This is a genomic window from Microbispora sp. H10830 (assembly GCF_014161375.1).
Classification (GTDB): domain Bacteria; phylum Actinomycetota; class Actinomycetes; order Streptosporangiales; family Streptosporangiaceae; genus Microbispora; species Microbispora catharanthi.
On record NZ_JABBWX010000006.1, the window covers coordinates 177,217 to 201,340 of the forward strand.

General features: G+C 71.3%; 20 protein-coding genes. 10 read left to right on the top strand and 10 right to left on the bottom strand.

Features of this window, described 5'->3' with window-relative positions:
* The first annotated feature begins 23 nt into the window (after window positions 1–23).
* From HHX35_RS17600 to HHX35_RS17610, 3 genes are all read left to right on the top strand, one after another.
* Window positions 24–809: a Bax inhibitor-1/YccA family protein gene (locus HHX35_RS17600; RefSeq protein ID WP_182899880.1), complete on the top strand. Its 786-nt coding sequence runs from the start codon at window positions 24–26 to the stop codon at window positions 807–809.
* Window positions 810–996: 187 nt separating this feature from the next.
* A complete protein-coding gene (locus HHX35_RS17605) occupies window positions 997–1,215 on the top strand; it encodes a DUF4287 domain-containing protein (protein WP_079315686.1) in 219 nt (72 codons plus the stop codon).
* Window positions 1,216–1,347: 132 nt separating this feature from the next.
* Complete coding sequence (locus HHX35_RS17610) at window positions 1,348–1,758, top strand: PPOX class F420-dependent oxidoreductase (protein ID WP_182899881.1); 411 nt, start codon at window positions 1,348–1,350, stop codon at window positions 1,756–1,758.
* A gap of 48 nt (window positions 1,759–1,806) precedes the next feature.
* Here HHX35_RS17610 and HHX35_RS17615 read toward each other — a convergent pair whose 3' ends face one another.
* The 3 genes from HHX35_RS17615 to HHX35_RS17625 form a co-directional block, all read right to left on the bottom strand.
* Window positions 1,807–3,024, bottom strand: a complete 1,218-nt coding sequence (locus HHX35_RS17615) for an acetyl-CoA C-acetyltransferase (RefSeq protein WP_182899882.1) — start codon at window positions 3,022–3,024, stop codon at window positions 1,807–1,809.
* Between the two features lie 184 nt (window positions 3,025–3,208).
* Window positions 3,209–4,576: a PQQ-binding-like beta-propeller repeat protein gene (locus tag HHX35_RS17620; protein ID WP_182899883.1), complete on the bottom strand. Its 1,368-nt coding sequence runs from the start codon at window positions 4,574–4,576 to the stop codon at window positions 3,209–3,211.
* 47 nt (window positions 4,577–4,623) lie between these two features.
* Window positions 4,624–5,598, bottom strand: coding sequence for an SGNH/GDSL hydrolase family protein (locus tag HHX35_RS17625; protein ID WP_182899884.1), 975 nt, complete (start codon window positions 5,596–5,598; stop codon window positions 4,624–4,626).
* A 122-nt stretch (window positions 5,599–5,720) separates the two neighbouring features.
* Here HHX35_RS17625 and HHX35_RS17630 point away from each other — a divergent pair, with 122 nt between their 5' ends.
* Together HHX35_RS17630 and HHX35_RS17635 are read left to right on the top strand one after the other, a co-directional pair.
* Window positions 5,721–7,091 (top strand): cystathionine beta-synthase, encoded by a 1,371-nt coding sequence (locus tag HHX35_RS17630; RefSeq protein ID WP_182899885.1) that lies wholly within the window; start codon window positions 5,721–5,723, stop codon window positions 7,089–7,091.
* Between the two features lie 93 nt (window positions 7,092–7,184).
* Window positions 7,185–8,324 (top strand): cystathionine gamma-synthase, encoded by a 1,140-nt coding sequence (locus tag HHX35_RS17635; protein ID WP_182899886.1) that lies wholly within the window; start codon window positions 7,185–7,187, stop codon window positions 8,322–8,324.
* A 76-nt stretch (window positions 8,325–8,400) separates the two neighbouring features.
* Here HHX35_RS17635 and HHX35_RS17640 read toward each other — a convergent pair whose 3' ends face one another.
* The 4 genes from HHX35_RS17640 to HHX35_RS17655 form a co-directional block, all read right to left on the bottom strand.
* Window positions 8,401–9,603 carry an MFS transporter gene (locus tag HHX35_RS17640; RefSeq protein WP_182899887.1) on the bottom strand — a complete coding sequence of 401 codons (1,203 nt, stop codon included), beginning with the start codon at window positions 9,601–9,603 and terminating at the stop codon, window positions 8,401–8,403.
* A gap of 72 nt (window positions 9,604–9,675) precedes the next feature.
* Window positions 9,676–10,107, bottom strand: coding sequence for a hypothetical protein (locus tag HHX35_RS17645; protein ID WP_139577323.1), 432 nt, complete (start codon window positions 10,105–10,107; stop codon window positions 9,676–9,678).
* Between the two features lie 497 nt (window positions 10,108–10,604).
* Window positions 10,605–12,548 (bottom strand): VWA domain-containing protein, encoded by a 1,944-nt coding sequence (locus HHX35_RS17650; protein WP_182899888.1) that lies wholly within the window; start codon window positions 12,546–12,548, stop codon window positions 10,605–10,607.
* Between the two features lie 7 nt (window positions 12,549–12,555).
* Window positions 12,556–13,965: a sigma 54-interacting transcriptional regulator gene (locus HHX35_RS17655; RefSeq protein WP_182899889.1), complete on the bottom strand. Its 1,410-nt coding sequence runs from the start codon at window positions 13,963–13,965 to the stop codon at window positions 12,556–12,558.
* A gap of 161 nt (window positions 13,966–14,126) precedes the next feature.
* Between HHX35_RS17655 and HHX35_RS17660 the strand changes: the two genes are divergently transcribed.
* From HHX35_RS17660 to ilvA, 3 genes are read left to right on the top strand one after another with little or no spacing between them, the layout of a single operon-like run.
* Window positions 14,127–15,353, top strand: coding sequence for an FIST N-terminal domain-containing protein (locus tag HHX35_RS17660; protein ID WP_182899890.1), 1,227 nt, complete (start codon window positions 14,127–14,129; stop codon window positions 15,351–15,353).
* Window positions 15,350–16,318, top strand: coding sequence for an ROK family protein (locus tag HHX35_RS17665; protein WP_182899891.1), 969 nt, complete (start codon window positions 15,350–15,352; stop codon window positions 16,316–16,318). The genes HHX35_RS17660 and HHX35_RS17665 overlap by 4 nt, the downstream gene beginning before the upstream one ends.
* 37 nt (window positions 16,319–16,355) lie before the next feature.
* Window positions 16,356–17,570 carry a threonine ammonia-lyase gene (gene ilvA / locus HHX35_RS17670; protein ID WP_182899892.1) on the top strand — a complete coding sequence of 405 codons (1,215 nt, stop codon included), beginning with the start codon at window positions 16,356–16,358 and terminating at the stop codon, window positions 17,568–17,570.
* A gap of 55 nt (window positions 17,571–17,625) precedes the next feature.
* Here the strand turns inward: ilvA and HHX35_RS17675 are convergent, their stop codons facing one another.
* The 3 genes from HHX35_RS17675 to hppD form a co-directional block, all read right to left on the bottom strand.
* On the bottom strand, window positions 17,626–19,143 hold the full coding sequence (locus tag HHX35_RS17675; protein WP_182899893.1) for a M1 family metallopeptidase: 1,518 nt from the start codon (window positions 19,141–19,143) through the stop codon (window positions 17,626–17,628).
* Window positions 19,144–19,243: 100 nt separating this feature from the next.
* Window positions 19,244–19,750 (bottom strand): RDD family protein, encoded by a 507-nt coding sequence (locus tag HHX35_RS17680; protein ID WP_182899894.1) that lies wholly within the window; start codon window positions 19,748–19,750, stop codon window positions 19,244–19,246.
* Window positions 19,751–19,819: 69 nt separating this feature from the next.
* Window positions 19,820–20,923, bottom strand: coding sequence for a 4-hydroxyphenylpyruvate dioxygenase (gene hppD, locus HHX35_RS17685; protein WP_182899895.1), 1,104 nt, complete (start codon window positions 20,921–20,923; stop codon window positions 19,820–19,822).
* A gap of 96 nt (window positions 20,924–21,019) precedes the next feature.
* Between hppD and HHX35_RS17690 the strand changes: the two genes are divergently transcribed.
* Window positions 21,020–21,487, top strand: coding sequence for an Lrp/AsnC family transcriptional regulator (locus HHX35_RS17690; RefSeq protein ID WP_139577332.1), 468 nt, complete (start codon window positions 21,020–21,022; stop codon window positions 21,485–21,487).
* Between the two features lie 161 nt (window positions 21,488–21,648).
* The gene (locus HHX35_RS17695; protein WP_310739150.1) at window positions 21,649–24,123 is read left to right on the top strand and encodes a transglycosylase domain-containing protein; all 2,475 of its coding nucleotides are present in this window, start codon (window positions 21,649–21,651) and stop codon (window positions 24,121–24,123) included.
* The last annotated feature ends 1 nt before the right edge of the window (window position 24,124 follow it).

Consider the following 24,124-nt stretch of genomic DNA (forward strand, 5'->3'; position numbering starts at 1 on the left):
GAGTCGCGTCCTGGAGGAAGCGAATGGAGAGCAAGAACCCCATATTCAGTCGGCGCGGGGCGGCTGGTCAGCAGGCGTGGGCCGGTCCGACGCCCAGCGTGCAGCAGCTGAACCAGATGTACGCCACCCCCTCGTACGCTCCCCCGGCGGCGCGGACCATGACGATCGACGACGTCGTGGTGCGCGGCTTCATGACCCTCGGCACGCTCGTCGTGTCGGCGGCCCTGGCCTGGTACTTCAACGTCGGCTGGGGGCTGGCGGCGCCGGCGATGATCGTGGGCCTGATCCTCGGGCTCATCGTGTCGTTCCGGCAGAGCACGAATCCGGCGCTGATCCTCGGCTACTCCGTGTGCTACGGCGTCGCCATCGGCGTGCTGAGCCACATGTACGACAATGTCTACAACGGCATCGTCCTGCAGGCCGTGCTCGGCACGATGGTGGCCTTCGGCGGCACGCTGGCCGTGTACGCGCTGAAGATCTTCCGGCCGACTCCGAAGTTCGCCAAGTTCGTGATCGCCGCCGCGTTCGGCGCGGTCGGCCTGATGCTGATCAACTGGATCGCGAGCATCTTCGTCAGCGGTGGCCTGGGCCTGCGCACCGACAGCCCCATCGGCTGGGTCTTCAGCATCGGCATGATCCTGCTCGGCTGCTTCTTCCTGCTGCTCGACTTCAGCGAGATCGAGCAGGGGGTGCGGGCCGGCGTGCCGGAGCGCTACTCGTGGCTGATGGCGTTCGGCCTGACCCTGAGCCTCGTCTGGCTCTACCTGGAGATCCTCCGCTTCATCAGCTACTTCACGAACAACGACTAGCCGTACGAGCGGAAGGGGTGCCGTTCCTCCGGGAGCGGCACCCCTTTGTTGCGCTATATCAGGATCCGGTGATCGGCGCTGCAACTTTCGATCAACATCCTGTAACAAATCAATGCCGCTGAGGGCTTGTCAAGCGCGGACCGGTGATGCACTGTGACACAAAGCAGCCTTTTCCGTGGAGGTGCCCATGTCGTTGAACCACTCACCGGAGACCCAGAACAAGCTGATCGCCCGCGTCCCGTCCATAACCGGGCGCGACCTCCCAGAGTGGTTCGAAGCCATCGACAACGGCCCGTCGTTCCTACGCTGCGAAGAGCGGGCCAACTGGCTCGCCGACGAGCACGGGCTGAGCCACGGCTACGCCGCCGCGATCGTCCTCGAGCACGAACGGCGCCGTCGCTTCTAGACCGGGGCGCGGGAGGGGCAGTGACATCCCGCGCACACCAGCAGCAGCCGTACCACGTTCTGTACGGAGGCTTCCGTCCTGAGGCAGCACTGACGCGCCCGCACCGGCCCGGTGCGGGCGCATCATTGTTCTATGGATCTCGACAAGGCGCGTGAGTTCGTCAGGAGCAACCACCGAGCGGTCATGCTGACCCGCTATCCGGACGGGAGGCCGCAGACCTCCCCGGTGACCGTCGGCTGCGACAAGGACGGTTACATCGTGATCAGCAGCCGCGAGACGGCCGTCAAGACCCGCAACCTGCGGGAGAACCCCCAGGTCGTGCTCACTGTGATGACCGACGCCTTCTACGGCGAGTGGATGCAGATCGAGGGCATCGCCCACGTCGTCTCGCTGCCGGACGCGATGGAGCACCTGGTGCAGTACTACCGCGACATCAGCGGCGAGCACCCGGACTGGGACGACTACCGCGCCGTGATGATCAAGGACAAGCGAGTGATCATCCGGGTCGAGCCCACGCGCGCGGGCCCCAACTACCACGGCTGAGTTCGCGCCGGTCCCGGCCCTGGCCGGGACCGGCGTGACTCCCGTCGCTCAGGACAGCCGCTCCAGGACCATCGCCATGCCCTGGCCGCCGCCGACGCACATCGTCTCCAGCCCGATCGACTTGTCGTGGAACCGGAGGCTGTTGACCAGCGTGGAGGTGATGCGGGCGCCGGTCATGCCGAAGGGGTGGCCCACCGCGATCGCGCCTCCGTTCACGTTGAGCCGCTCGATGTCGATGCCCAGCTCCTGGTAGGAGGGGATCACCTGGGCCGCGAACGCCTCGTTGATCTCGACCAGGTCGACGTCGCCGATCGACATGCCCGCGCGGGCGAGGGCCTGCCGCGACGCCTCGATCGGGCCCAGCCCCATGATCTCGGGGGACAGGCCGGTGACGCCGGTCGACACGATCCGGGCGAGCGGCGTGATGCCCAGCTCGGCGGCCTTGGTGTCGCTCATGACGACCACCGCGGCGGCGCCGTCGTTCAGCGGGCAGCAGTTGCCCGCCGTCACCGTGCCGTCCGGCCGGAAGACCGGCTTGAGCTGCGAGACCGCCTCGTACGTCGTGCCGGCCCTGGGGCCGTCGTCCTTGCTCGCCACGGTGCCGTCGGGGAGCGTCACCGGGGTGATGTCGCTCTCCCAGAAGCCGTTGGCGATGGCCTTCTCGGCGAGGTTCTGCGAGCGCACGCCGAACTCGTCCTGCTCGTGCCGCGAGACGCCGCTCAGGGCCGCGACGTTCTCGGCCGTCTGACCCATGGCGATGTAGACGTCGGGCAGCGCGCCGTCCTCGCGCGGGTCGTGCCACACCGGCGCGCCACCCTTCGCGGTCTCCTCCGTCCGCGTCTTCGCCTCGTCGAACAGCGGGTTCTGCGCCTGGGGCATGTCGGAGCTGCCGTTCATGAAGCGGGAGACGGTCTCGACACCCGCCGAGATGAACACGTCGCCCTCGCCCGCCTTGATGGCGTGGAACGCCATCCGGGTCGTCTGCAGAGAAGAGGAGCAGTAGCGGGTCACCGTGGTGCCCGGCACGTTGTCGAGCCCGAGCATCACCGCGACCACACGTCCCAGGTTGTGGCCCTGCTCGCCGCCGGGGAGCCCGCAGCCCAGCATGAGGTCGTCAACGTCGTTCGGGTCGAGCTGCGGCACCTTCGCCAGCGCGGCGCGGACCATTTGCACGGTCAGGTCGTCCGGGCGGATGTCCTTGAGTGACCCCTTGAAGGCGCGGCCGATCGGCGACCGCGCGGTCGCCACGATGACTGCCTCGGGCATGTGACTCTCCTGCCTGATCTCGTGCCCCTCCACTCAGGGTTCGGGGGGCCTCCTTCCCGGAGGTTACCCCTCGGTACGCCGCCCGCCACGCCCTGGGCCCCACTCACCAGAATTTTGTACTACTGCACAGTGTTTCCCGCGTCGCTCGTCGTGGCGCTCGCTTCCGGCGCGGGTTTCCAATCGGTCAGCCGTACATGCCGGGGGTGGTGGCGGTGCCGTCGTTGACGGCGTGGAGGCCGCCCTTCTCGTCGCGCCACAGGCGCCAGCCGTTCTGGCTGCCGGTGAACCAGGAGGGCGGCGCGGAGGAGGAGTCCTTGCGCTTGCCCGTGGCCAGGTCGAACTCGCACAGCGCCGCGATCGAGTAGAACCCGGAGATCATGCCGCGCAGCGGCAGCGGCTTGGGATCGGTGACGCAGAACGACCAGCCGGTCGCGCCGCTCACCGGGGTCGGCTCACCGGTGCTGAGATCGAAGACCGAACCGGGCGCGTCGCGCTTGAGGAAGCCGAGCTTGTTCATCTCGGGAGGGAAGGCCAGCCACCAGCCCGACCCGGGGACCTGGGTGGGCGTGATCTGCCCCAGGACCCGTCCGGTCTCGGCGTCGAGCCGGGCGAACCCGCCGTACTGGCCCTGCTCGTCGACCGGCCGGACCACCGGCGCGTACGCGGGGTTGCCGCTGGGGTAGACGCGGACGACGGACGGCCGCATCCAGTCGACGGTGCCGTCGGCGAGACGTGCGGAGAACAGGCCGAACGTCGAGGTCTCCTTGGTCTGGGGGTTGGTGTACGGGGCGACGTACCCGATGATCTTGTCGCCTGTCGCGCCGAAGGCCCAGCCTCCGCTCAGGTCGACGTCGGGGCCGAGGGCCTGCTCGATCGGCAGCTGCCAGACGGTCTTGCCGTCCTTGAGCGCGCGGGCCTCCAGCACCGGGTGGGAGGCGAGCCTGAGCAGGACGACCTTGGACGCGTCGGACCACTCGACCTCCGCGATGCCGGCCAGGCGCCACTTCACGGCGCCGGTGCGGGGGTCGAGGACCACGACGCGGGCGGACGAGAGCGCGGTGTCCTCGGAGACGCAGACATACGGCCCGCAGCGCTGCGGCCCGAACGTGGACCGCACGGGCCTGGTCCACTTCTGCTGCCCGGTGCGGGCGTCCCTGGCGACCAGCGTGGCGCCCTTGTGGCCGGCCGCGGCGGGGTCGAGCGCGATCACCACGGCCTGCCCGCCGCCGGTCTCCACGGTCGCCGGAGCCTGCACCCCCATGCCGGGGAGCCGGCCCGCCATCGTCGCGGGGTGCGCCCACAGCCGGCGGCCGGTGGCGAGGTCGAGGGCGACGGTCTCCAGGGAGCCGTCGGGCCGCATGGAGGTGGTCGCCGCGACGCCGCCTCCCGTGGTGGCCCGGCTGACCGCGTTCACCTGCGTGTTCTGCCAGGCCGGGGAGTCCTTGGCGGCTTCGTCGCCGCCGGAGCAGCCGGTGAGGGCGCCCCCGGTCAGCAGGGCGGTCGCGGCGAGCGCCAGAGCGGGTTTCACGTGGTTCAGCTGGGGCCGGATCATTTCGCTCCTACAGGGGGTGATGGCCCGGCCGCAGGAGGTAACCGGCTCTAGGCGTTCGGAAGCGGCCCGGGTCTCCGGCGGAGCAGCGCCGCCCACCGTCCATGGGGGCCGACCGCCCGGCCGGCGACACGGGTCGCGGTGACCTCGGTGCCGGGTTCCTCCACGGCCATTGCGGCCAAGAGGTATTGCGATCCTTCGACGCGCACGGGTTCCGGCTCGGGCCACAACCCCAACGCGGCGCATACAGACGGTAGCACTGCGTACGCGGCCTGTAGGTAACCTCGGGCAGATGGATGAAAACGATCAGGTCCGAACATCTCGGCCGGGTTCGCGTCGAACTCGGGTCCGAGCAGGTCGGCGAACGCCACCGTGCGGCCGCCCGCCTCGACGACGGCGACCGTCTGGGCCGCGGCGAGCTGCCGCGACCAGCGCCGGGTGACCCATCGGAGCGGTTGCGCGATCGGGCGTACGGTGCCGAGGTCGGGGCAGGTGCCCACGACCACCTCCGCGCCGGCCTCGCCCAGCCGGCGCACGGCCTTCTGCAGGTGCCGCACGGCCCGGGCCGGCAGGGTGGCCGTGGTCACGTCGTTGGCCCCCACGAAGACGACCGCGATCTCCGGGCGGGCCTCCAGCGCGCGGTCCACCTGGACGCCGAGGTCCACCGACGCCGCGCCCGACTGGCCGACCACGGTGAGGCGCACCGGGCGCTCGGCCACCGCCGCGAGCCCGTACGCGACGCGGACGGCCGGGGTGTCCTCGGGGCGGGTCATGCCGAGGCCGACGGAGAGGGAGTCGCCGAGGACGGCCATGCGGATCGGCTCCCCGGGGAATGCGCCGTACACGCCGTCGGCCTGGGGGCCGTCGAGGCCGTGCGGCTGCCCCACGAGGCGCCTGGCCACCATGGCCTCGGCCATCAGCAGGCCGTACGTGACCGCTCCCAGGGCCGTGAGCCCGCCTCCGCCCACGGCGGCGGCGGTGGCGATGCGCCGCGCGGCGCGCACCGCGCCGGACGTCCAGACCACCCGCCCTCCTCACGCTCACGGTACGGTTTGAAGTTAAGAAACTAGCCGAGTTCCGGCCACCCCTATCGGAACCCCGGCTGACGGCAGGCTGACAAGCTTCGGCAAACAAGGTGGTCATCGCGGTGCGCGTACACGACTCGCTGGTGGAGCTGATGGGCAACACCCCGCTCGTCCGGCTGCGCAAGGTCACGGCGGGCGCGCCCGCCCAGGTCCTGGCCAAGGTGGAGTACTTCAACCCCGGCGGCTCGGTGAAGGACCGCATCGCGGTGCGGATGATCGAGGCGGCCGAGCGGAGCGGCGAGCTCAAGCCCGGCGGCACGATCGTCGAGCCGACCTCCGGCAACACCGGTGTGGGCCTGGCCATCGTGGCGCAGGAGAAGGGCTACCGCTGCCTGTTCGTCTGCCCGGACAAGGTCGCCCAGGACAAGATCAACGTGCTCCGGGCGTACGGCGCGGAGGTCGTCGTCTGCCCGACCGCCGTCTCGCCCGACCACCCCGACTCGTACTACTCGGTGTCCGACCGGCTGGCCCGCGAGATCCCGAACGCATGGAAGCCCGACCAGTACTCCAACCCCGAGAACCCGGCGAGCCACTACCACTCCACCGGCCCGGAGATCTGGGAGCAGACCGAGGGCAGGATCACGCACTTCGTCGCCGGCATCGGCACCGGCGGGACGATCAGCGGCACCGGCAAGTACCTCAAGGAGGTCTCCGGCGGCCGGGTGAAGGTCGTCGGCGCCGACCCCGTCGGTTCCGTCTACTCCGGCGGCACCGGCCGTCCCTACCTGGTGGAGGGCGTGGGCGAGGACATCTGGCCCGCGACGTACGACACCACGATCTGCGACGAGATCATCGCGGTCTCCGACAAGGACTCGTTCGGCATGACCCGCAGGCTCGCCCGCGAGGAGGCGCTGCTCGTCGGCGGCTCGTGCGGCATGGCGGTGGTGGCGGCCGTACGGGTTGCCCAGGCGGCCGGGCCGGACGACGTCGTGGTCGTGCTGCTGCCCGACGGCGGCCGCGGCTACCTGTCGAAGATCTTCAACGACGAGTGGATGGCCGACTACGGCTTCCTCACCACGTCGAGCGAGGAGGGCCTGGTCGGCGACGTGCTGGGGCGCAAGACGCCGGGGCTGCCCGAGTTCGTCCACGTCCACCCGCACGAGTCCGTCGGCACCGCGATATCGATCATGCGGGAGTACAACGTCTCCCAGCTTCCGGTCATGAAGGAGGAGCCGCCGGTCATGGCGGCCGAGGTCATCGGCTCGATCGTGGAGCGCGACCTGCTGGAGGGCCTCTACCGCGGCCGGGTGCGGTCCGAGGACGAGATCGGCGGCCACATGTCCGCCCCGCTGCCCATGATCGGGTCAGGTGAGCCGGTGGCCCGGGCGGTCGAGGCGCTGGAGAAGGCCGACGCCGCCGTGGTCCTCGACGACGGCAAGCCGGTGGGCATGGTCACCCGTCAGGACCTGCTGGCCTTCCTCGCCAACCACTGATCCGGCGACTGGGCCGGTCACTGGGCCGGTCACTGGGCCGACGGCTGACGCGCCCGCCGGGACCAGGCGGGCCGGGCGGCTACGCTCGACCCCATGAACCAAGGTTTCGAGACGCTGGCCATCCACGCGGGCCAGGAGGCGGACCCGCACACGGGCGCCGTCGTTCCTCCTATATACGCCGTGTCCACCTACAAGCAGGACGGCGTGGGCGGCCTGCGGGCGGGATACGAGTACAGCCGGTCGGCCAACCCGACCAGGACCGCCCTTGAGGAGGCGCTGGCCGCCGTCGAGGGCGGCGTGCGCGGGCTGGCCTTCGCGTCGGGCCTCGCCGCCGAGGACACGCTGCTGCGGACCGTCTGCAAGCCCGGCGACCACGTGGTGATCCCCGACGACGCGTACGGCGGCACCTACCGGCTGTTCTCCCGGGTGCTCCAGGAGTGGGGGGTCTCCTTCGACCCGGTGCCGCTCGGCGACCTGGACGCGGTGCGCGCCGCCGTACGGCCGGAAACGAAGGCGATCTGGGTGGAGACGCCCACGAACCCGCTGCTGAACGTCGCGGACATCGCCGCGCTGGCGGACGTCGCCCACGACGGCGGCGCGGTGCTCGTGGTGGACAACACCTTCGCCTCGCCCTACCTGCAGCAGCCGCTCAGCCTGGGCGCGGACGCCGTGGTCCACTCGACGACCAAGTACGTCGGCGGCCACTCCGACGTGGTCGGCGGCGCGCTGGTGACGCGGTCGGCGGACCTCGGCGAGCGGCTTGCCTACCACCAGAACGCGATGGGCGCGGTGGCAGGGCCGTTCGACTCCTGGCTCACCCTGCGCGGCCTCAAGACGCTGGGCGTGCGCATGGACCGGCACTGCGACAACGCCGAGCGCGTGGTCGACCTGCTGCTGTCGCACCCGAAGGTCGTCCAGGTCCTCTACCCGGGCCTGCCCGAGCATCCCGGCCACGAGGTCGCGGCCAAGCAGATGCGGCGCTTCGGCGGGATGGTGTCGTTCCGCGTCGAGGGCGGCGAGGAGGCGGCCGTCGAGATCTGCAACCGCGCCAAGCTGTTCACGCTCGGGGAGTCGCTCGGCGGCGTCGAGTCCCTGATCGAGCACCCCGGCCGGATGACCCACGCGTCGGCCGCCGGGTCGCCGCTGGAGGTCCCGGCCGACCTGGTCCGCCTGTCGGTCGGCATCGAGACCGTCGACGACCTCCTGGCCGACCTCTCCAAGGCCCTCGGCTGACGACCGTCCAACGCCCGCTCCGCGCCCTGTCTGATGGCCGCTCCGCGCTCTGTCTAATGGGCGCTCCGCGCTCTGTCTAATGGGCACTCCGCGCCGGGGCCGTACGCTCCGGCGCGGAGGCGCGGGCGGGAGCCACCCACCGTTCGCACAACAGGGCGGCGAGCGCCGCGGCGGTCAGGAGGGCGCCCGCCACGGTCACGCTGCGGACCCCCGCGTGGTCGATGAGCGCGCCGCCGAGCAGCGACCCGCCCGCGATGCCGACGTTGAAGGCCGAGCCGCTGCCGGCCGAGGCGATGTCGGTGCTGCCCGGGGCCACCTGCAGCGCGCGGCTCGCGATGGCCGCCGCCAGCGCGCTGAACGACATGCCCGTCACGCAGAGGGCCACCACCGCCACCGGGTGCAGGGCGCCGAAGACGTACATGGCGAGCAGCGCGCACGTGATGAGGGCCAGCGGCCCGACGAGGGCGGTCCTGGGCCGGTTGTCGAGCAGCCGGCCGACCACGACGGTCCCCGCGACCCCGGCGATTCCGGACGCGAGGAGCAGCGGGCTGAGCGCGGCCGGGGCGAAGCCGCCGAAGTCCAGCAGGAACGGCGTGATGTAGGTGTACGCGGTGAGGTAGCCGCCCACGCCGATGACGGTGGCGACGATGAGCAGCGCGTAGCGGCGGGCGTCCGGGGTCGCGCCGCGGCCCGGTTCGTGGCCGTCGGAGCCCACGCGCGGCATCAGCGTCGCCACGGTGACGCACGTGACGAGGCCGACGGCGGCGGCCAGGGCGAACGCGGTCCGCCAGCCGACCTGCTGGCCGAGCCAGGTGCCTGCGGGGACGCCGAGGACGGGCCCCAGGGAACTGCCGATCGACATCCGGGCGATCGCGCGCCCCCGGATCTCCGGGGGGAACATCGCCGCCGCGGCCGGGGTCGCGACCGACCAGAACAGCGCCTGGGTGGCCGCGACCAGCAGCCGCCCGCCCAGCAGCACCGGGTAGTTCGGCGCCACGGCGGTCAGCAGCATCCCCGCGACGAACACGCCGAGCGTGACGGTGAGCAACCTGCGCCGCGGCACCCGCTGGGTCAGCCGGGTGAGCGGCAGCGACGCCAGCACCACGACCGCGGCGTACCCCGTGACCAGCAGGCCCGTCTCGGACGGCGACCGGTCCAGGTCGGCCGCCATGACCGTGAGCAGCCCGATGGGGAGTACCTCGGCGGTGACGTAGGTGAAGGCTCCGACGGCGAGGGCGACCAGCGCCCACGCCGCGCGGCGTTGCGTCGTAAGGTGCACCCGCTCCTCTTTCCCCCGTTTCCGGCCAAAGACGTTCTACCGGACATACGGGGGAAAGCGGGAATCTTTCTCTCAGGGGTTGAAGAAGACCATCAGGAACAGGATGACGAGCCAGATCAGGGCGCTGATGCCGCCCAGTGCGGCGATCCGACCGGTCTGCACCTTGGCGTCGTCCTCCGGCGACTCGCTGGACAGCGCCGCGATGGCCGTGCGCTGGTCACGCTCGACGATCACCAGCAGGACGGCCGCGACGACGAACAGCGTCATCGACACCGACAGGTAGGGCGCCCCGAGGGCGCTGCGGCCAAGCAGCAGGCCGAACAGGAAGACCCCGATCGTGAGCAGGCCGAACAGCCGGGTCGCGCGGTGCAGATACCGCAGCACCGCGACTTCCCTGGCCCGGATGTAGCGCGGTGTGACGCTCGTGACCGCCGTGAGCGGACCGAGCGCGAAGATCGCGAACCCTATGTGCAGCCACAGCAGGAAATGGTCGAGAGGCGACATGGGCAGAGGCTATCGCCTGGGCTTATCGGCCCGCAGTCGCCCGGACGCCCTCGTCGCGGGCGCGTCGGACACCGGGGCGTCGAGGAACTACTTCCGGCGACGGGGGCGGTTGTGGACCGCCATCTCGTACAGCACTCCGGTGAGGACCATGAGAACGACAAGGCCGACCGCTGCGAACATGGGAGCGCTCCTTCCACCGGCATGTGGAACGACCAGCGCGAACAGGGGATGCCTGTCTATCGTCCGCCGATTGCAGCCCGGTCGGCAATCGATTATCGATCCGCCGGTGCCGTCTCCCGGGGTCACGGCCGCCGTCTCCCCGCTCGCGCCCGCTGCCCGTGCTTTCCGAGTGTCGGTGCTTGACGCGCCCCCGTATCACGCCGATGCGCTTAGCCATGCCCGTATGACAGGCGACGAACCGCTTCGCGACGTCCCTTGAGGCCGCGACCGGGCCAGGACCGGGCCGCGACCACGGGCTGCGTGCGGCCCGGCCGTCGTCAGCGGGTGCGGCGGGCGCGCAGGAAGTCGCTGACGACGTACTCGCCGAGGCGGTCGGCGCTGGCGGAGAAGACGCGGCCGCCGTTACGCCGGGCGACCTCGTCCACGAACTCGCGCAGCCGGTCGTCGGCGGCCAGCATGAAGACGTTGATCGTCGCGCGCCGCCGGGTCATCTTGTCGACCTCGGCGAGTGTCAGCGTCAGCGTCTCCTGCGACGGCGGCCACTCGAAACGCGGCACGCCGTTGCGCATCAGGTGCGCCGTCGGCTCGCCGTCGGTCACCACCAGGACCACCGGCTCGAAGTCCGGGTGCCGGTCGAGGTGACGGCCCGCGATCAGCAGGGCGTGGTGCAGGTTGGTGCCCTGGACCATGTCCCATTCCAGCCCGGCCAGCTCGTCGGGCCGCAGCACCCGCGCGTAGTTCGAGAACCCGATGATCTGCACCGCGTCCTGCGGGAACTTCGAGGCCACCAGCGCCTGGAGGGCGAGGGCGGTCTGCTTGGCCGCCGCCCAGGTGCCGCGCAGGGCCATCGAGTAGGACAGGTCGACCAGCAGGCACACGGCCGCCGCCGAGCGCCGCTCGGTTTCCACGACCTCGAAGTCGTCCACCGACAGGCTCACCGGCGCGCCGCCGCCCCGCCGTACGCCGTTGACGACCGTACGCACGACGTCGATGGGCTGCTCGTCGCCGAAGCGCCACGAACGGGTCGATCCGGTCGGCTCCCCGGCCGTGCCCGCGTCGCGCTGGTCGTGGTCGCCGCGGCGGCCCGAGTCGAGCGAGGCGAAGACCCGGCGCAGGGCGGTCTCCCCGAGCCGGCGTACGGCCTTGGGGGTGAGCTCCAGCTTGCCGCGGTTGCGCCGCAGGTAGCCCTGGGCCTCCAGCTCGCGCTCGACCTGCCGCAGGGCCTCCAGGTCGTCCACGGCCGAGCGGCCGAGTGCCCGCCTGATGGCGGCCTCGTCGATGTCGTCGAGCCGGGCGCCGGGGTAGTCCTGGCGCAGCGCGGTCTCCAGATCGCCGAGGTCGGCCAGCTCCTGCAGGGCCGTCACGGCGTCGCCCATGTCCATCGGCTCCTCGCCGGACACCCGTTCGGGGGCGCCCCAGGCGAGGTCGGGGCGGCGGGCGTAGAGGGCGTCGCCGAGCCGGCGCATCTGCTCGGCCAGGCCCGCCTGCTCCAGCGTGTGGTTGATCAGCCCGGCCAGCTCCTCGCGTTGCTCCGGGGTGAGCGAGGCGAGCAGCCGCTGCGCGGCGGCGGCGCGGCGGGCGAGCTGGTCGACCAGCTCGTCGAGGTTCCGCGGATTCTCGGGGAACATGTCCCCGTATTGCTGGATGAACCGGTCGAAGTCATCCTGGGTGTGCTCACCCCGGGCGTCGCGGTCCAGCATGTCGTTGAGGTCCGACATCATCTGCCTGACCCGCTCCATGGCGGCCGGGTCGGGGTTGGCCAGCGCGTCGCGCATGCCGCGGAACTGGCTGTCGAGGACCTCTCGACGCAGCAGGTCGCGCAGCTCCTCGAACGTCTGCCGCGCGGCGGCCGACCGCCAGTCGTAGTCGGCCAGCTCCTGAACCGCCCGCGCCGTGTCGGAGGGCAGCGCGTCGAGCGCCGACTCCCGGAAGCGGGCGTCGTCGGAAGGATCAGGGAACAGCTCGGCCCGCTCCTGGCCGATCGCCTTGTCGAGCAGGGCGCGCGCGCGTTCCAGCGTGCCGTCGAGCCGGGTGTTCTCCCGCAGCTCGCGGCGGCGCCGCCGCACCTGGCGGAGCAGGTCGTCGAGGCCGCGGCGGTCGGGAGCGCCGGGGAGCCCTCGCCTGAGCAGGTCGCGCAGCGCGTCGAGCGGTGTCGAGCCGGACAGGATGGCGTCGCCCATCTCGTCCAGCGCCGAACGTACGTCGTAGGGCGGAGCCAGTGGATCAGGCCCGTCGTGATACTCCCGGTAGAAGTAGCTCATGGCCGCGTCACGTCCGGTACACGGTTCCGCCGTCGGTCTCGTCCTTGGACAGCCTGCGCATCAGGTAGAGCCCCTCCAGCGTGAACTCCAGCGCCGCGGCGGCGTGGCCGGGCGACTCGTCGCCCTCGCCCATGCCGAGCCGCGCCATGATCTTCGACAGGCCCTCGACGCGGCCGATCCTGCGCAGCAGCTCGTGGGCCGCCACCAGCTCGCCCGACTCGACCTGCGCGCCCTCGCCGAACCTGTCGAGCAGCGGCGCGAGGTCGGCGCCGCCGAGCGAGCCGCGGAAGGTCTCGGCCGTCGCGCGGCGCAGCAGGTGGGCGAGCACGTCGATCTCCCGCCCCTCCTCGCTGACCTCGAACTCGACCTTGCCGCGCAGCGTGTGGACCACGCCGGGCAGGTCGCACACCCGCGTGACGGGCCGTTCCTCCCCGGTCAGCGCGGCCCGCCGTACGGCGGAGGCGGCGGCGGTCTCGGCGGCCGCGATCGAGAAGCGGGCCGACACGCCCGAGCGGGAGTCGACGGCGGTGGACTCGCGGACCAGACGGGTGAACCGGGCGATCACCTCCACCAGGTGGTCGGGCAGGTCCGCGCCGAGGGCGCCGAGGTCGGCCTCCTGGCGGATCAGGACCAGCTCGTCCTCGACCGTCCGGGGGTAGTGCGTGCGGATCTCCGCGCCGAAGCGGTCCTTCAGCGGGGTGATGATCCGGCCGCGGTTGGTGTAGTCCTCGGGGTTCGCGCTGGCGATCAGCAGGATGTCGAGGGGGAGGCGCAGGTTGTAGCCGCGGACCTGGATGTCGCGCTCCTCCAGCACGTTGAGCAGCGCCACCTGGATGCGCTCGGCCAGGTCGGGCAGCTCGTTGACGGAGAAGACGCCCCGGTTGGTCCGGGGGACCAGGCCGTAGTGGACCGTCTCGGGGTCGCCGAGCGTGCGGCCCTCGGCGATCTTGATGGGGTCGACGTCGCCGATCAGGTCGCCGACCGAGGTGTCCGGGGTGGCCAGCTTCTCGCCGTACCGGTCCTCGCGGTGCTTCCACGCGACCGGCAGGTCGTCGCCGTGGGCGGCGGCCAGCCGCCGGCACCGGACGCAGACCGGCGCGTACGGGTGGTCGTTGATCTCACAGCCCTCGACCACGGGCGACCACTCGTCGAGCAGGCCGGTGACGGTGCGGATCAGGCGGGTCTTGCCCTGGCCGCGCTCGCCGAGGAGCACGAGGTCGTGACCGGCGATCAGCGCCCTCTCGAGGTGGGGCAGGACGGTGTCGTCGAAGCCGACGATGCCGGGGAACCGGTTCTCGCCGGCCCGCAGCCGGGCCAGGAGGTTCTCCCTGATCTCGGCCTTGACCGTGCGGTATCGGTGTCCACTCTCGCGCAGTTCACGCAGAGTGCTGGGGGCAGGCGTGGGCGATTTGTGCACGGAGTCGAGCCTACGTCCCCGTCAGACGATCCTGCAGCCGGGTTTGGGAGACACGGCTGCCGGACGCCTGGCCCAATTGGCCGGGCGGCCCGTGCGTTGACCTCCTTTCAGTGGGGAGAATCGGCCCAAGGAAACAGTCGCGGAGGAAGAGAGGGCGAGACATGGCGGTATTGACGAGCCGCTTCGCCGACGGTCTCGCCGTGGGCGCGAACCTGGTGGAAGCGGCCGAGACGGCCGTACGCCAGGCGTTGGCCGGCCTGTCGGGTCCGCCAGACCTGGTGTGCTTCTTCATCTGCGGGGACGATCCCGACGACGTGGACAGGGCGGGCCGGCGGGCGATGTCCGTCGCGTCCGGTGCCGCCGTGATCGGCTGCAGCGCGACCGGCGTCATCGGGCACGGCCAGGGTGTGGAGCTGACCCCGGCCGTCAGCGCGTGGGCGGCCTCCCTCGGCGGCGCCAGGATCGACACCTTCGCCCTGGAGACGCTCAGGACGGAGGACAGGTTCGTGGTCGTGGGGCTGCCAGAGCGCGTCCCCGACGACCGGGCGGCGATCCTGCTCGCCGACCCCTACAGCTTCCCCACCGACGCGTTCATCGAGCACTCGCACGAGGTGCTGGGCAGCCTGCCGATCGTCGGCGGCCTGGCCAACGGACTCCAGGGCCGTGGTTCCGTGCGGCTGTTCGCCAACGGAGAGGTCCACGACTCCGGGGCGATCGGAGTGATCATCGGCGGCGAGGTGAACATCGGCACGGTGGTGAGCCAGGGCTGCCGGCCCATCGGGCCGTCCATGGCCGTCACACGGGCCGAGGACAACGTGCTGCTGGAGCTCGCCGGCCAGCCCGCCCTGGCCCGCCTGGAGGACATCGTCAGCGCCCTCGACGAGGAGGACCGCGAACTGGTGGCCGCCGGTTTACAGATCGGCATCGCCATGGACGAGTACGCCGAGCGCCACGAGCGCGGCGACTTCCTGATCCGCGGGGTCATCGGCATCGATCCCGAACGCGAGGCGGTGGCCGTCGGCGACGTGATCGAGATCGGCAGGACGGTGCGGTTCCAGGTCAGGGATGCCGAGGCCGCCGACGAGGACCTCTACGAACTGCTCGACGCCCACCTGCAGCAGCACTCCGGCCGGGTCGAGGGGGCCCTGCTGTTCTCCTGCAACGGCCGGGGCTCGGGCATGTTCGGCTCGGCCGACCACGACGCGCTCGCCGTACGCGAGACGCTGGGGCCGATCGGGGTGGCGGGGTTCTTCGCCGCGGGTGAGGTCGGGCCGGTCAGCGGGCACAACCACGTCCACGGCTTCACCGCGTCGCTGCTCGTCTTCTCCAGCGGCACCGGATTTTCCAGCGGCACGGGACTGTCCACCGGTACGGGAGCGGGCGCGTGAGCGACCTCACTCTGGCCGTCGACATCGGCGGCACGAAGTTCGCGGCGGGGCTGGTGGAGCCGGACGGGCGGGTCGTGGCCGCCGAGCGGGTCGCCACCCCGCAGGGCGCCGACGATGAGACGCTGTGGCGCACGCTGACCGCCCTGCTCGACCGGCTGGACGTGCCCACAGCCCTCGCCGGCGTGGGCATCGGCTGCGGCGGCCCGATGACCTGGCCCGAGGGGGAGGTCTCGCCGCTCAACATGGGCGGCTGGCGCGGCTTCCCGCTGCGCGGGAGGCTGGCCGCGCGCTTTCCCGGCGTCCCGGTCCGCATCCACAACGACGCGATCTGCCTGGCCGTCGCCGAGCACTGGTGCGGTGCCGGGCGGGGGAGCGCGGCCATGCTGGGGATGGTCGTGTCGACCGGGGTCGGCGGCGGGCTCATCCTCGGCGGCAGGCTCATCGACGGCGGGACGGGCAACGCCGGTCACATCGGCCATGTCGTGGTCGACCCCGAGGGCCCGCCGTGCGGCTGCGGCGGCAACGGCTGCCTGGAGGCGATCGCCCGCGGCCCCGGCCTCGCCGCCTGGGCGCTCGCCCAGGGCTGGTCTCCGGGCGCTGCCGTCACCGAAGGGGACCTCTACCGGGAGGAGGGGGCGGCCACCGCGCGCAGGCTGGCCGCCGACGCCGCGGCGGGCGACCCGATCGCGCTGGCCGCGATGGCCCGGGCCGGGCGCGCCCTGGGCGTCGCGATCGCCTCGGCCGTCAACCTGTGCGACCTCGACCTCGTGACCGTCGGCGGAGGGCTCAGCCAGGCGGGCGACCTGCTTTTCCGGCCCCTGGAGGAGGCCTTGCGGGAGCACACCCGGATGGGGTTCGCCGGGCGGGTGCGGGTCGTGCCCGCCGCGCTCGGCCAGGACGCCGGTCTCGTCGGCGCCGCCGCCCTCGTGATCGCCGGAGACAGATACTGGTCGCCCGGCATCTGAAGGCGTGTCGCCCCCCGGAACCTGTGATGATTGGCACATGGCTGTCCCACAGGTGACGTACGACGACGTCGTCGCCGCGCGCGAGTTGCTGTCGGAAGTGGCGGCGCTGACGCCCGTCCTGCACTCACGGGTGCTGTCCGAGATCGTCGGCGGCTCGGTGCACCTCAAATGCGAGAACCTCCAGCGGGCCGGGTCGTTCAAGATCCGCGGGGCGTACGTGCGGATCGCGCGCCTGAGCGAGGAGGAGCGGGCCAGGGGCGTGGTGGCGGCCAGCGCGGGCAACCACGCGCAGGGCGTGGCGCTGGGCTCGTCGCTGGTCGGGGCCAAGTCGACCGTCTACATGCCCGAGGGCGCGCCGCTGCCGAAGGTGGAGGCCACCCGGGCGTACGGCGCGGACGTGGTCTTCGCGGGGCACACGGTCGACCAGGCCCTGCAGGCGGCCAGGGAGCACGCCGACCGGACCGGCGCCGTGTTCATCCACCCGTTCGACCACCCCGACGTGGTCGCCGGGCAGGGCACGGTCGGCCTGGAGATCCTTGAGCAGCTTCCCGGCACGGCCACGATCGTGCTGCCCATCGGCGGCGGCGGTCTCGCGGCGGGGGTCGCGCTCGCGGTGAAGTCCCAGCGCCCGGGGATCAAGGTGGTGGGCGTGCAGGCCGAGCGGGCCGCGTCCTACCCCGACTCGCTGGCCGCGGGCCGTCCTGTCATGGTCGAGCCCACGTCGACGATGGCGGACGGCATCGCGGTCGGGCGGCCGGGCGAGCTGCCGTTCGAGCTGATCCACTACCTGGTGGACAGCGTCGTGACGGTTTCGGAGGAGTCGCTGTCGCGGGCCCTGCTGCTGTGCCTCGAACGCTCGAAGCTGCTGGTGGAGCCGGCCGGGGTGGCGGGGGTCGCGGCGCTGCTCGACCAGCCGCACGCGTTCGAGCCGCCGGTGGTGGTCGTGCTGTCGGGCGGCAACATCGACCCGCTGCTGCTGGCCAGGGTGCTGCGGCACGGCCTGGCGGCGGCGGGCCGCTACCTCGCCTTCCGCATCCGGCTGACCGACCGTCCCGGGGCCCTGGCCGCGCTGCTTGCCCGGTTGGCCGATCTCGGCGCCAACGTGCTCGACGTGGTGCACGAGCGGTTCGGCTCCCGCCTGCATCTGGAGGAGGCCGAGGTCCTGCTGCAACTGGAGACCCGGGGCCCGGCACACTGCGACGAGGTGCTGAGCGCGCTGCGGCGGGACGGCTACAAGCTGCTGTTCTCCTAGCTTCTCTGGGCCCGGCCTTTGCGGGGGTCCGGGGGTCGTCCCCCGGTGTGGACGGTCAGGTGATCGGGGCGGGACGCTTCGGCTGGAACAGCCAGGCGTCGAACAGCCCCTTGAGGTCCTTGCCCGACACGCGCTCGGCCAGCGCGATGAAGTCCTGCGTCGTGACGTTGCCGTACCTGTGGGCGTCGGTCCACGCCCTGATCAGCGGGAAGAACTTGTCGTCGCCGATCTCCCTGCGCAGGGCGTGCAGCGTCATCGCGCCGCGGTTGTAGACGGCCGCGCTGAACAGGTCGTCGGCGCGGGCCGCGCCCGGAGGGTAGGCCCACATCGAGTCCGTCGCGTTCGCGTAGTAGCGCTTGAAGGCCGAATCGGCCGTGTACTGACCGGTGTGCTCCGCCCACAGCCATTCGGCGTACGTCGCGAAGCCCTCGTTCAGCCACAGGTCCCGCCAGCGCGCGATGCTCAGGCTGTCGCCGAACCACTGGTGCGCGAGCTCGTGCGCGATGATCGCGGGCTCGGGGGAGAAGCCGCCGTAGATGGGCTTGGTCTGGTTCTCCAGCGCGTACCCCGCCGCGTAGTCGTCGATCACGCCGCCGGTGGAGGAGAAGGGGTACGGCCCGAACACGGTCGACCAGTAGTCGGTGATCTTCCCCGTCTGCGTGAGGAGCTGGCCGAGCGAGCCGCGGAAGGAGTCGGCGACGGCGACGTAGATCGGCAGGCCCTTGTCGCTCGTGCCGGTGCGGATCTGGAACTTCCCGGTCGTCATCGTGGCGAGGTAGCTCGCCATCGGGTGCTTCTCCTGCCAGACGAAGGTCGTCTTGCCCGCCCTGGTCTGCGGCGTCCCGGCCATCTCGCCGTTGGCGATCGCGGTCAGCCCCTCGGGAACGGTGATCTGGAAGTCGTAGGTCGCCTTGTCCGAGGGGTGGTCGTTCGACGGGAACCAGGTCTTCGCGCCGTTCGGCTCACACGTGACGAACGCACCGTCGGCGGTGGAGATGAAGCCGTACTGGCCGAGGTTGGCGGAGTCGCGCATCGGTTCTGGCACGCCCGAGTAGTCGACCGTGACCGCGAACCGGTCGCCGTTCGAGATCCGCTTGCCCGGCTCGATCACGAGCTCGTCCTTGCCGCGGCTGAACGAGGCGGCCCCGCCGTCCACCGTCACCCGGCTCACCGTGAGCCCGTGCAGGTCGAGGTCGAACGACGTCAGGTCCTGTGCGGCCTTGGCCTCGATCGTGGCGCTGCCCGCGAGCTTTCTCGACGACGGGTCGTACGACAGGCGCAGGTCGTAGTGCTGGACGTCGTAGCCGCCGTTGCCGTCGCTGGGGAAGTCCGGGTCGCCGATCCCCGGGGCGCCCGTGGTGCTCCTCGACGCGCCCGCACCCGGTGACGCCGGGGCGACCGCCGCCGCCTGGGACGGCGCGACCGCGCCCTCGGACGGCGCGCAGGCCGTGGCGGCCCCCACGGCCAGGGCACAGATCAGGGCGGAGACCGACCTGCCGGCCCGCACGCCGGTCGGCGTGGTGGTCGGCGTCGTGGTCGGCCCAGGGAACGGAGGAAGACGATGCGTGGACATATGTCTGGCAACTCTACGCGAGGCCGCGGTGTGGTCCGGGTAGTGACTCCGGACGTTTTCCCTGCTCGCGGGGGTCGCCGGGTCCGCGGGCGGGCGGGTCTCAGGCGTCCACGACGACCGTCCGGGCCGCCTTGTCGTGCAGGGCCTGCTTCCTGCGGTCGAACAGGATCCACGCGAGGTTCACCAGCCCGAGGCAGCACAGCCAGCCCAGCACGATCTCCACCGCCTGCCGCACCGCGATCGGCCCGGGACCGGCCGCCTCCCCGGTCTCCCGCACGACGCGCATGCCGAACAGCCTCTTGCCCACTGTCTGGCCGTTCCAGAACGACTGGAGCAGCCAGTAGTAGAGGAACCCGATCACTCCGAGGAGAAGGCCGTTGCCGACCGGGACCCGCGCCACCGCCCCCGTCGTGCTGTCGTACACGACCCTCCAGTTGTCCCAGGTGAGCGGCGAGGTGACGAGCCCGACGAGCACGGCGTCCACGATCCCGGCGAACAGGCGGCGCCAGCGGCCGGCGAGCTGCGGCGCCGTCTGCCCGAAGGGCGGGGGCGTCCAGGGAATCCTCGGTTCCTCGTGCGGGCTTCCCGGAGGCGGCGGTGTTCCCATGGCTGAATGGTCACCCCGCCGCCCTTCGGTCAAAGCCGGGCGCGCGCAAAGGGTGCGTCAGAGGCCGTGTCAGAGGGTGCCGCGGCGTTCCTGCTCACGCTCGATGGCCTCGAAGAGCGCCTTGAAGTTGCCCTTGCCGAACCCGAGGGAGCCGTGACGCTCGATGAGCTCGAAGAAGACGGTCGGACGGTCCACCACGGGCTTGGTGAAGATCTGCAGAAGGTAGCCGTCCTCGTCGCGGTCCACGAGGATGCGGCGCTTCTTCAGCTCCTCGACCGGCACGCGGACCTCGCCGATGCGGGAGCGCAGCTCCGGGTCGTCGTAATAGGAGTCGGGCGTGTCGAGGAACTCGACGCCCGCCTCGCGCATGGCGTCGACCGTCGTGACGATGTCGTTGGTGGCCAGCGCGATGTGCTGCACGCCAGGGCCGCCGTAGAACTCCAGGAACTCCTCGATCTGGGACTTCTTCTTGCCCTCGGCGGGCTCGTTCAGCGGGAACTTGACCTTGCGGGTGCCGTCCGCGACGACCTTGGACATCAGCGCCGAGTATTCGGTGGCGATGTCGTCGCCGATGAACTCCGCCATCTTGGTGAAGCCCATGACCTTCTCATAGAACTCCACCCATTCCTCCATGCGCTCGACGTTGCCGACGCAGTGGTCGATCGCCTGGAAGAGCCGGCCGTTCTTCACCGCGGGCGGCGCGACGATGGGCTCGGCCGCGACGTATCCCGGCAGGTAGGGCCCGGTGTAGTTGGCGCGGTCGATCAGCGTGTGCCGGGTCTCGCCGTAGGTCGCGATGGCCGCGACCACGACCTTGCCGTGGTCGTCCTCGACCACGTGGGGCTCCTCCAGCCCCCGGGCCCCCTGCTCCAGCGCGTGGCGGTAGGCCGCCTCCACGTCCGGCACGTCCAGCGCGAGGTCGATGACGCCGTCGCCGTGCTCGGCCACGTGACGCGCGAGCGGCGTGCCAGGGCGTACGGCTCCGCGCAGCTCGAACCGGGCCGAGCCCGACATGAGGACGTACGCCACCTCGTCGCGGCTGCCCGTCTCCGGCCCCCGGTAGGCCACCAGGCGCATCCCGAAGGCGGTCGAGTAGTAGTGGGCGGCCTGCTTCGCGTTGCCGACCGCGAAGACCACCGCGTCCATGCCGTGAACCGGAAAGACATCGTTCATGCGTCAACTGTCCGTTGGCGTGGCCAATTTGCGCAACAGTGAGTTGATTCGGTGGACAATATGCTCAGTCTTCGCTTCATGCAAGGGGAAATCGTTATGACGATTGACCATCTCGACGCCCGGCTCGTCGCACTGCTGGCCGCCGAGCCCAGGATCGGCGTGCTCGAGTGCTCCCGCAGGCTGAACGTCGCCCGGGGGACGGTGCAGGCCCGGCTCGACCGGATGGCCGAGAAGGGAGTCATCACCGGCTACGGCCCGGACATCGATCCGGCCGCGCTCGGCTTCGACGTGACGGCGTTCGTGACGTTGCACATCAGGCAGGTCGCGGGACACGTGCCGGTGGCCGACCAGCTCGCGCTCATCCCCGAGGTCCTGGAGGTCCACACGATCACCGGAGGGGGAGACATGCTCTGCCGCGTGGTCGCCCGCAGCAACGCCGACCTCCAGCGCGTCATCGACCTGATCGTGGACGTGCAGGGCGTCGTCAGGACCGAATCGGTGATCGCGCTCGACACGCCGGTGCCGTACCGGACCCTTCCGCTCGTCCGCGCGGCCGGGGGCTGACGCGGTTTTCCACGGTGTCCTTTGCCCGGGGCAGGCTTTTCCACAGACGTCGCGGGAAGTGCCGGACCATCGATGGCCATCGTTTACCGTGGTTCCATCCGCCCAGCTCAGAGGGCACAAAAGGGCGTAGCGGGGGTATCGGACTTATCGGGGGTCACAGCGTGGACAGCGCCGAGGAGGGCCCGATCGAGGAGGGCGCCGCGGAACCGCGGGCGTCACTCGGCGGCCCGAACGGGGGAGGAGGCGGCGGGGACGGCGGCGCGCCGAAGCCTCGCCGGCGAAGACGGCTGCCGCGTGTCCTCCTCGTGAGCCTGGCCACCGGGATCGTCGGGCTCGTCGTGTTCCTCGCCGTGGTGTGGGCGCTGACCCCCATCCCGGACAGCACCCAGGAACTGGCGACGGCCCAGGGTTCGGTGATCTACTACCGGGACGGCAGAACGGTTCTCGCCACCGAGGGCGTCAACCGCAAGAACGTGCCGCTCACACAGGTCCCCCAGGTCGTCAGAAGCGCCGTCATCGCGGCGGAGAACCGGACGTTCTACCAGGACCAGGGCGTCTCCCTGTCCGGTACGGCCCGCGCCGTGTGGTCGACGGTCACCGGCCGCCAGCTCCAGGGCGGCTCGACGATCACTCAGCAGATGGTCCGCAACTACTACAGCGGTCTCGGTCAGGAACGCTCCATCGGGCGCAAGCTCAAGGAGATCATGATCGCGCTGAAGGTGGATCGTTCCAAGCAGAAGGACTGGGTGCTGGAGCGCTACCTCAACACCATCTACTTCGGCCGGGGGGCTTACGGCATCCAGGCCGCCGCGCGGGCCTACTTCGACAAGGACGTGCAGAACCTGACGGCGGCCGAGGGCGCCTACCTCGCCGCCGTGATCCAGCAGCCCACCCGTTTCGCCAACCCGACCGGGGCCGCGCTCGACGCGGTGAAGGCCAGGTGGACGTCGGTGATCCGGGGCATGCGCGAGATCGGCGCGATCACCCGTGAAGATGCCGACGCCCAGGTGTTCCCCACACTCGCCAGGCAGCGGGCGCCGTTGTCCCTCGGCGGCCAGAACGGCTACATGCTGGCGCAGGTGCGCGCGGAGCTGAACCGGCTCGGCTACACCGACGAGGACATCAACCACGGCGGCCTGAAGGTCACCACCACGTTCGACAAGAAGCTCATGGCGCAGGCCCAGCAGGCGGTCAAGTCGGTCCTGCCGGACGACACCCCCAAAAAGGTCCGCACCGGCCTGGCGGCCGTCGATCCCGCGACCGGCGAGGTCGTCGCCTTCTACGGCGGTCGTTATGAGACAAACCAGTACGACAACGCCTTCTCCGCCAAGGTCCAGGCCGGCTCGACCTTCAAGCCCTACACGCTGGCCGCCGCGCTCGAAGCCGGATACGGCCTCGACACGCTGGTCTACGGCAACTCCCCCATTCGCATCGGCTCCGCCGACATCCCGAACTCCGGCGGCAGGTCGTACGGGCAGGCGATCACACTGCTCCAGGCGACGCAGTTCTCGGTGAACACCGCCTTCGTGGACCTGGGGCAGCGGATCGGCCTCGACAAGGTCGTCGCCGCGGCGCGGGCCGCCGGGATCCCCGCAGGGCAGCTCGCCCCCCACCAGAGCGCCGCCACCTTGCCCCTCGGCGTGGCGTCGGTGAGCGCCGTGCAGCAGGCCTCCGGCTTCGCCACCTTCGCCGCCGGGGGCATCCACCATGAGCCTCATGTGATCCGTGCGGTCACCGACAGCACCGGACTCACCCGGAAGTTCGCCCCATCCGGCACCCGGGCCTTCAGCGAGAACACCGCCGCCGACACGACGTACGCGCTGGAGCAGGTGGTGCGCAGCGGCACCGGCACGGCCGCGCGACTGTGGGACCGCCCCGTGGCGGGCAAGACCGGCACCACCGACGAGTCGGCGGCCGTCTGGTTCTCCGGCTACGTCCCCCAGCTGGCCGTCGCGGTCGACATGTTCCGCGACGACAACAAGCCGGTGACCGTCCCCGGCTACGGCGAGTTGTACGGCGGCACGCTGCCCGCCGAGATCTGGAAGACCTTCATGAGCACCGCCATGGAGGACAAGCCGGTCCGGGAGTTCCCCGACCCGGTCACGTGGAACCCCTACTACTGGGACACCTACGGCATGGCCATGCCCCAGCAGAGCGGGGCTCCCACGGCATATCCGTCGGGGCCCGCCGGGTCGCCCATGCCGTACGGGCCGGGTGACGGGGTGACGGTGCCCGGCCCCGACGCGCCCGGCGTGCCCGGTCCGCCCACAGGAGCGGACGAGGAGCAGCAGGGCGCGACCGGCCAGGACGGCGAGGCCGGCCCGAGAGGCGGCGCGAACGGCATCGGCGGTGCGACCGGCCCGACCGGCACCGGCCGCAGCCGCGATACGGGTGCCCCGGACGCCGCCACCCGCGCCGCTCCCGAGACGGGGACAACCAGATCCGACACGGGTGCCAGGCGGACCGGCCAGACCGACGTGGGCACCAGGCGGACCGGCCAGACCGGCCAGACCGGCCAGAACAGTCAGAACGGCGAGGATGGCCAGAGTGGCCAGACGGGCCACGGTGGTCAGAGCGGCCCGGTCGCGCAGATCCCCGGACCGCAGCTCCCGGTCGCCCAGGTTCCCGCCCGTTGAC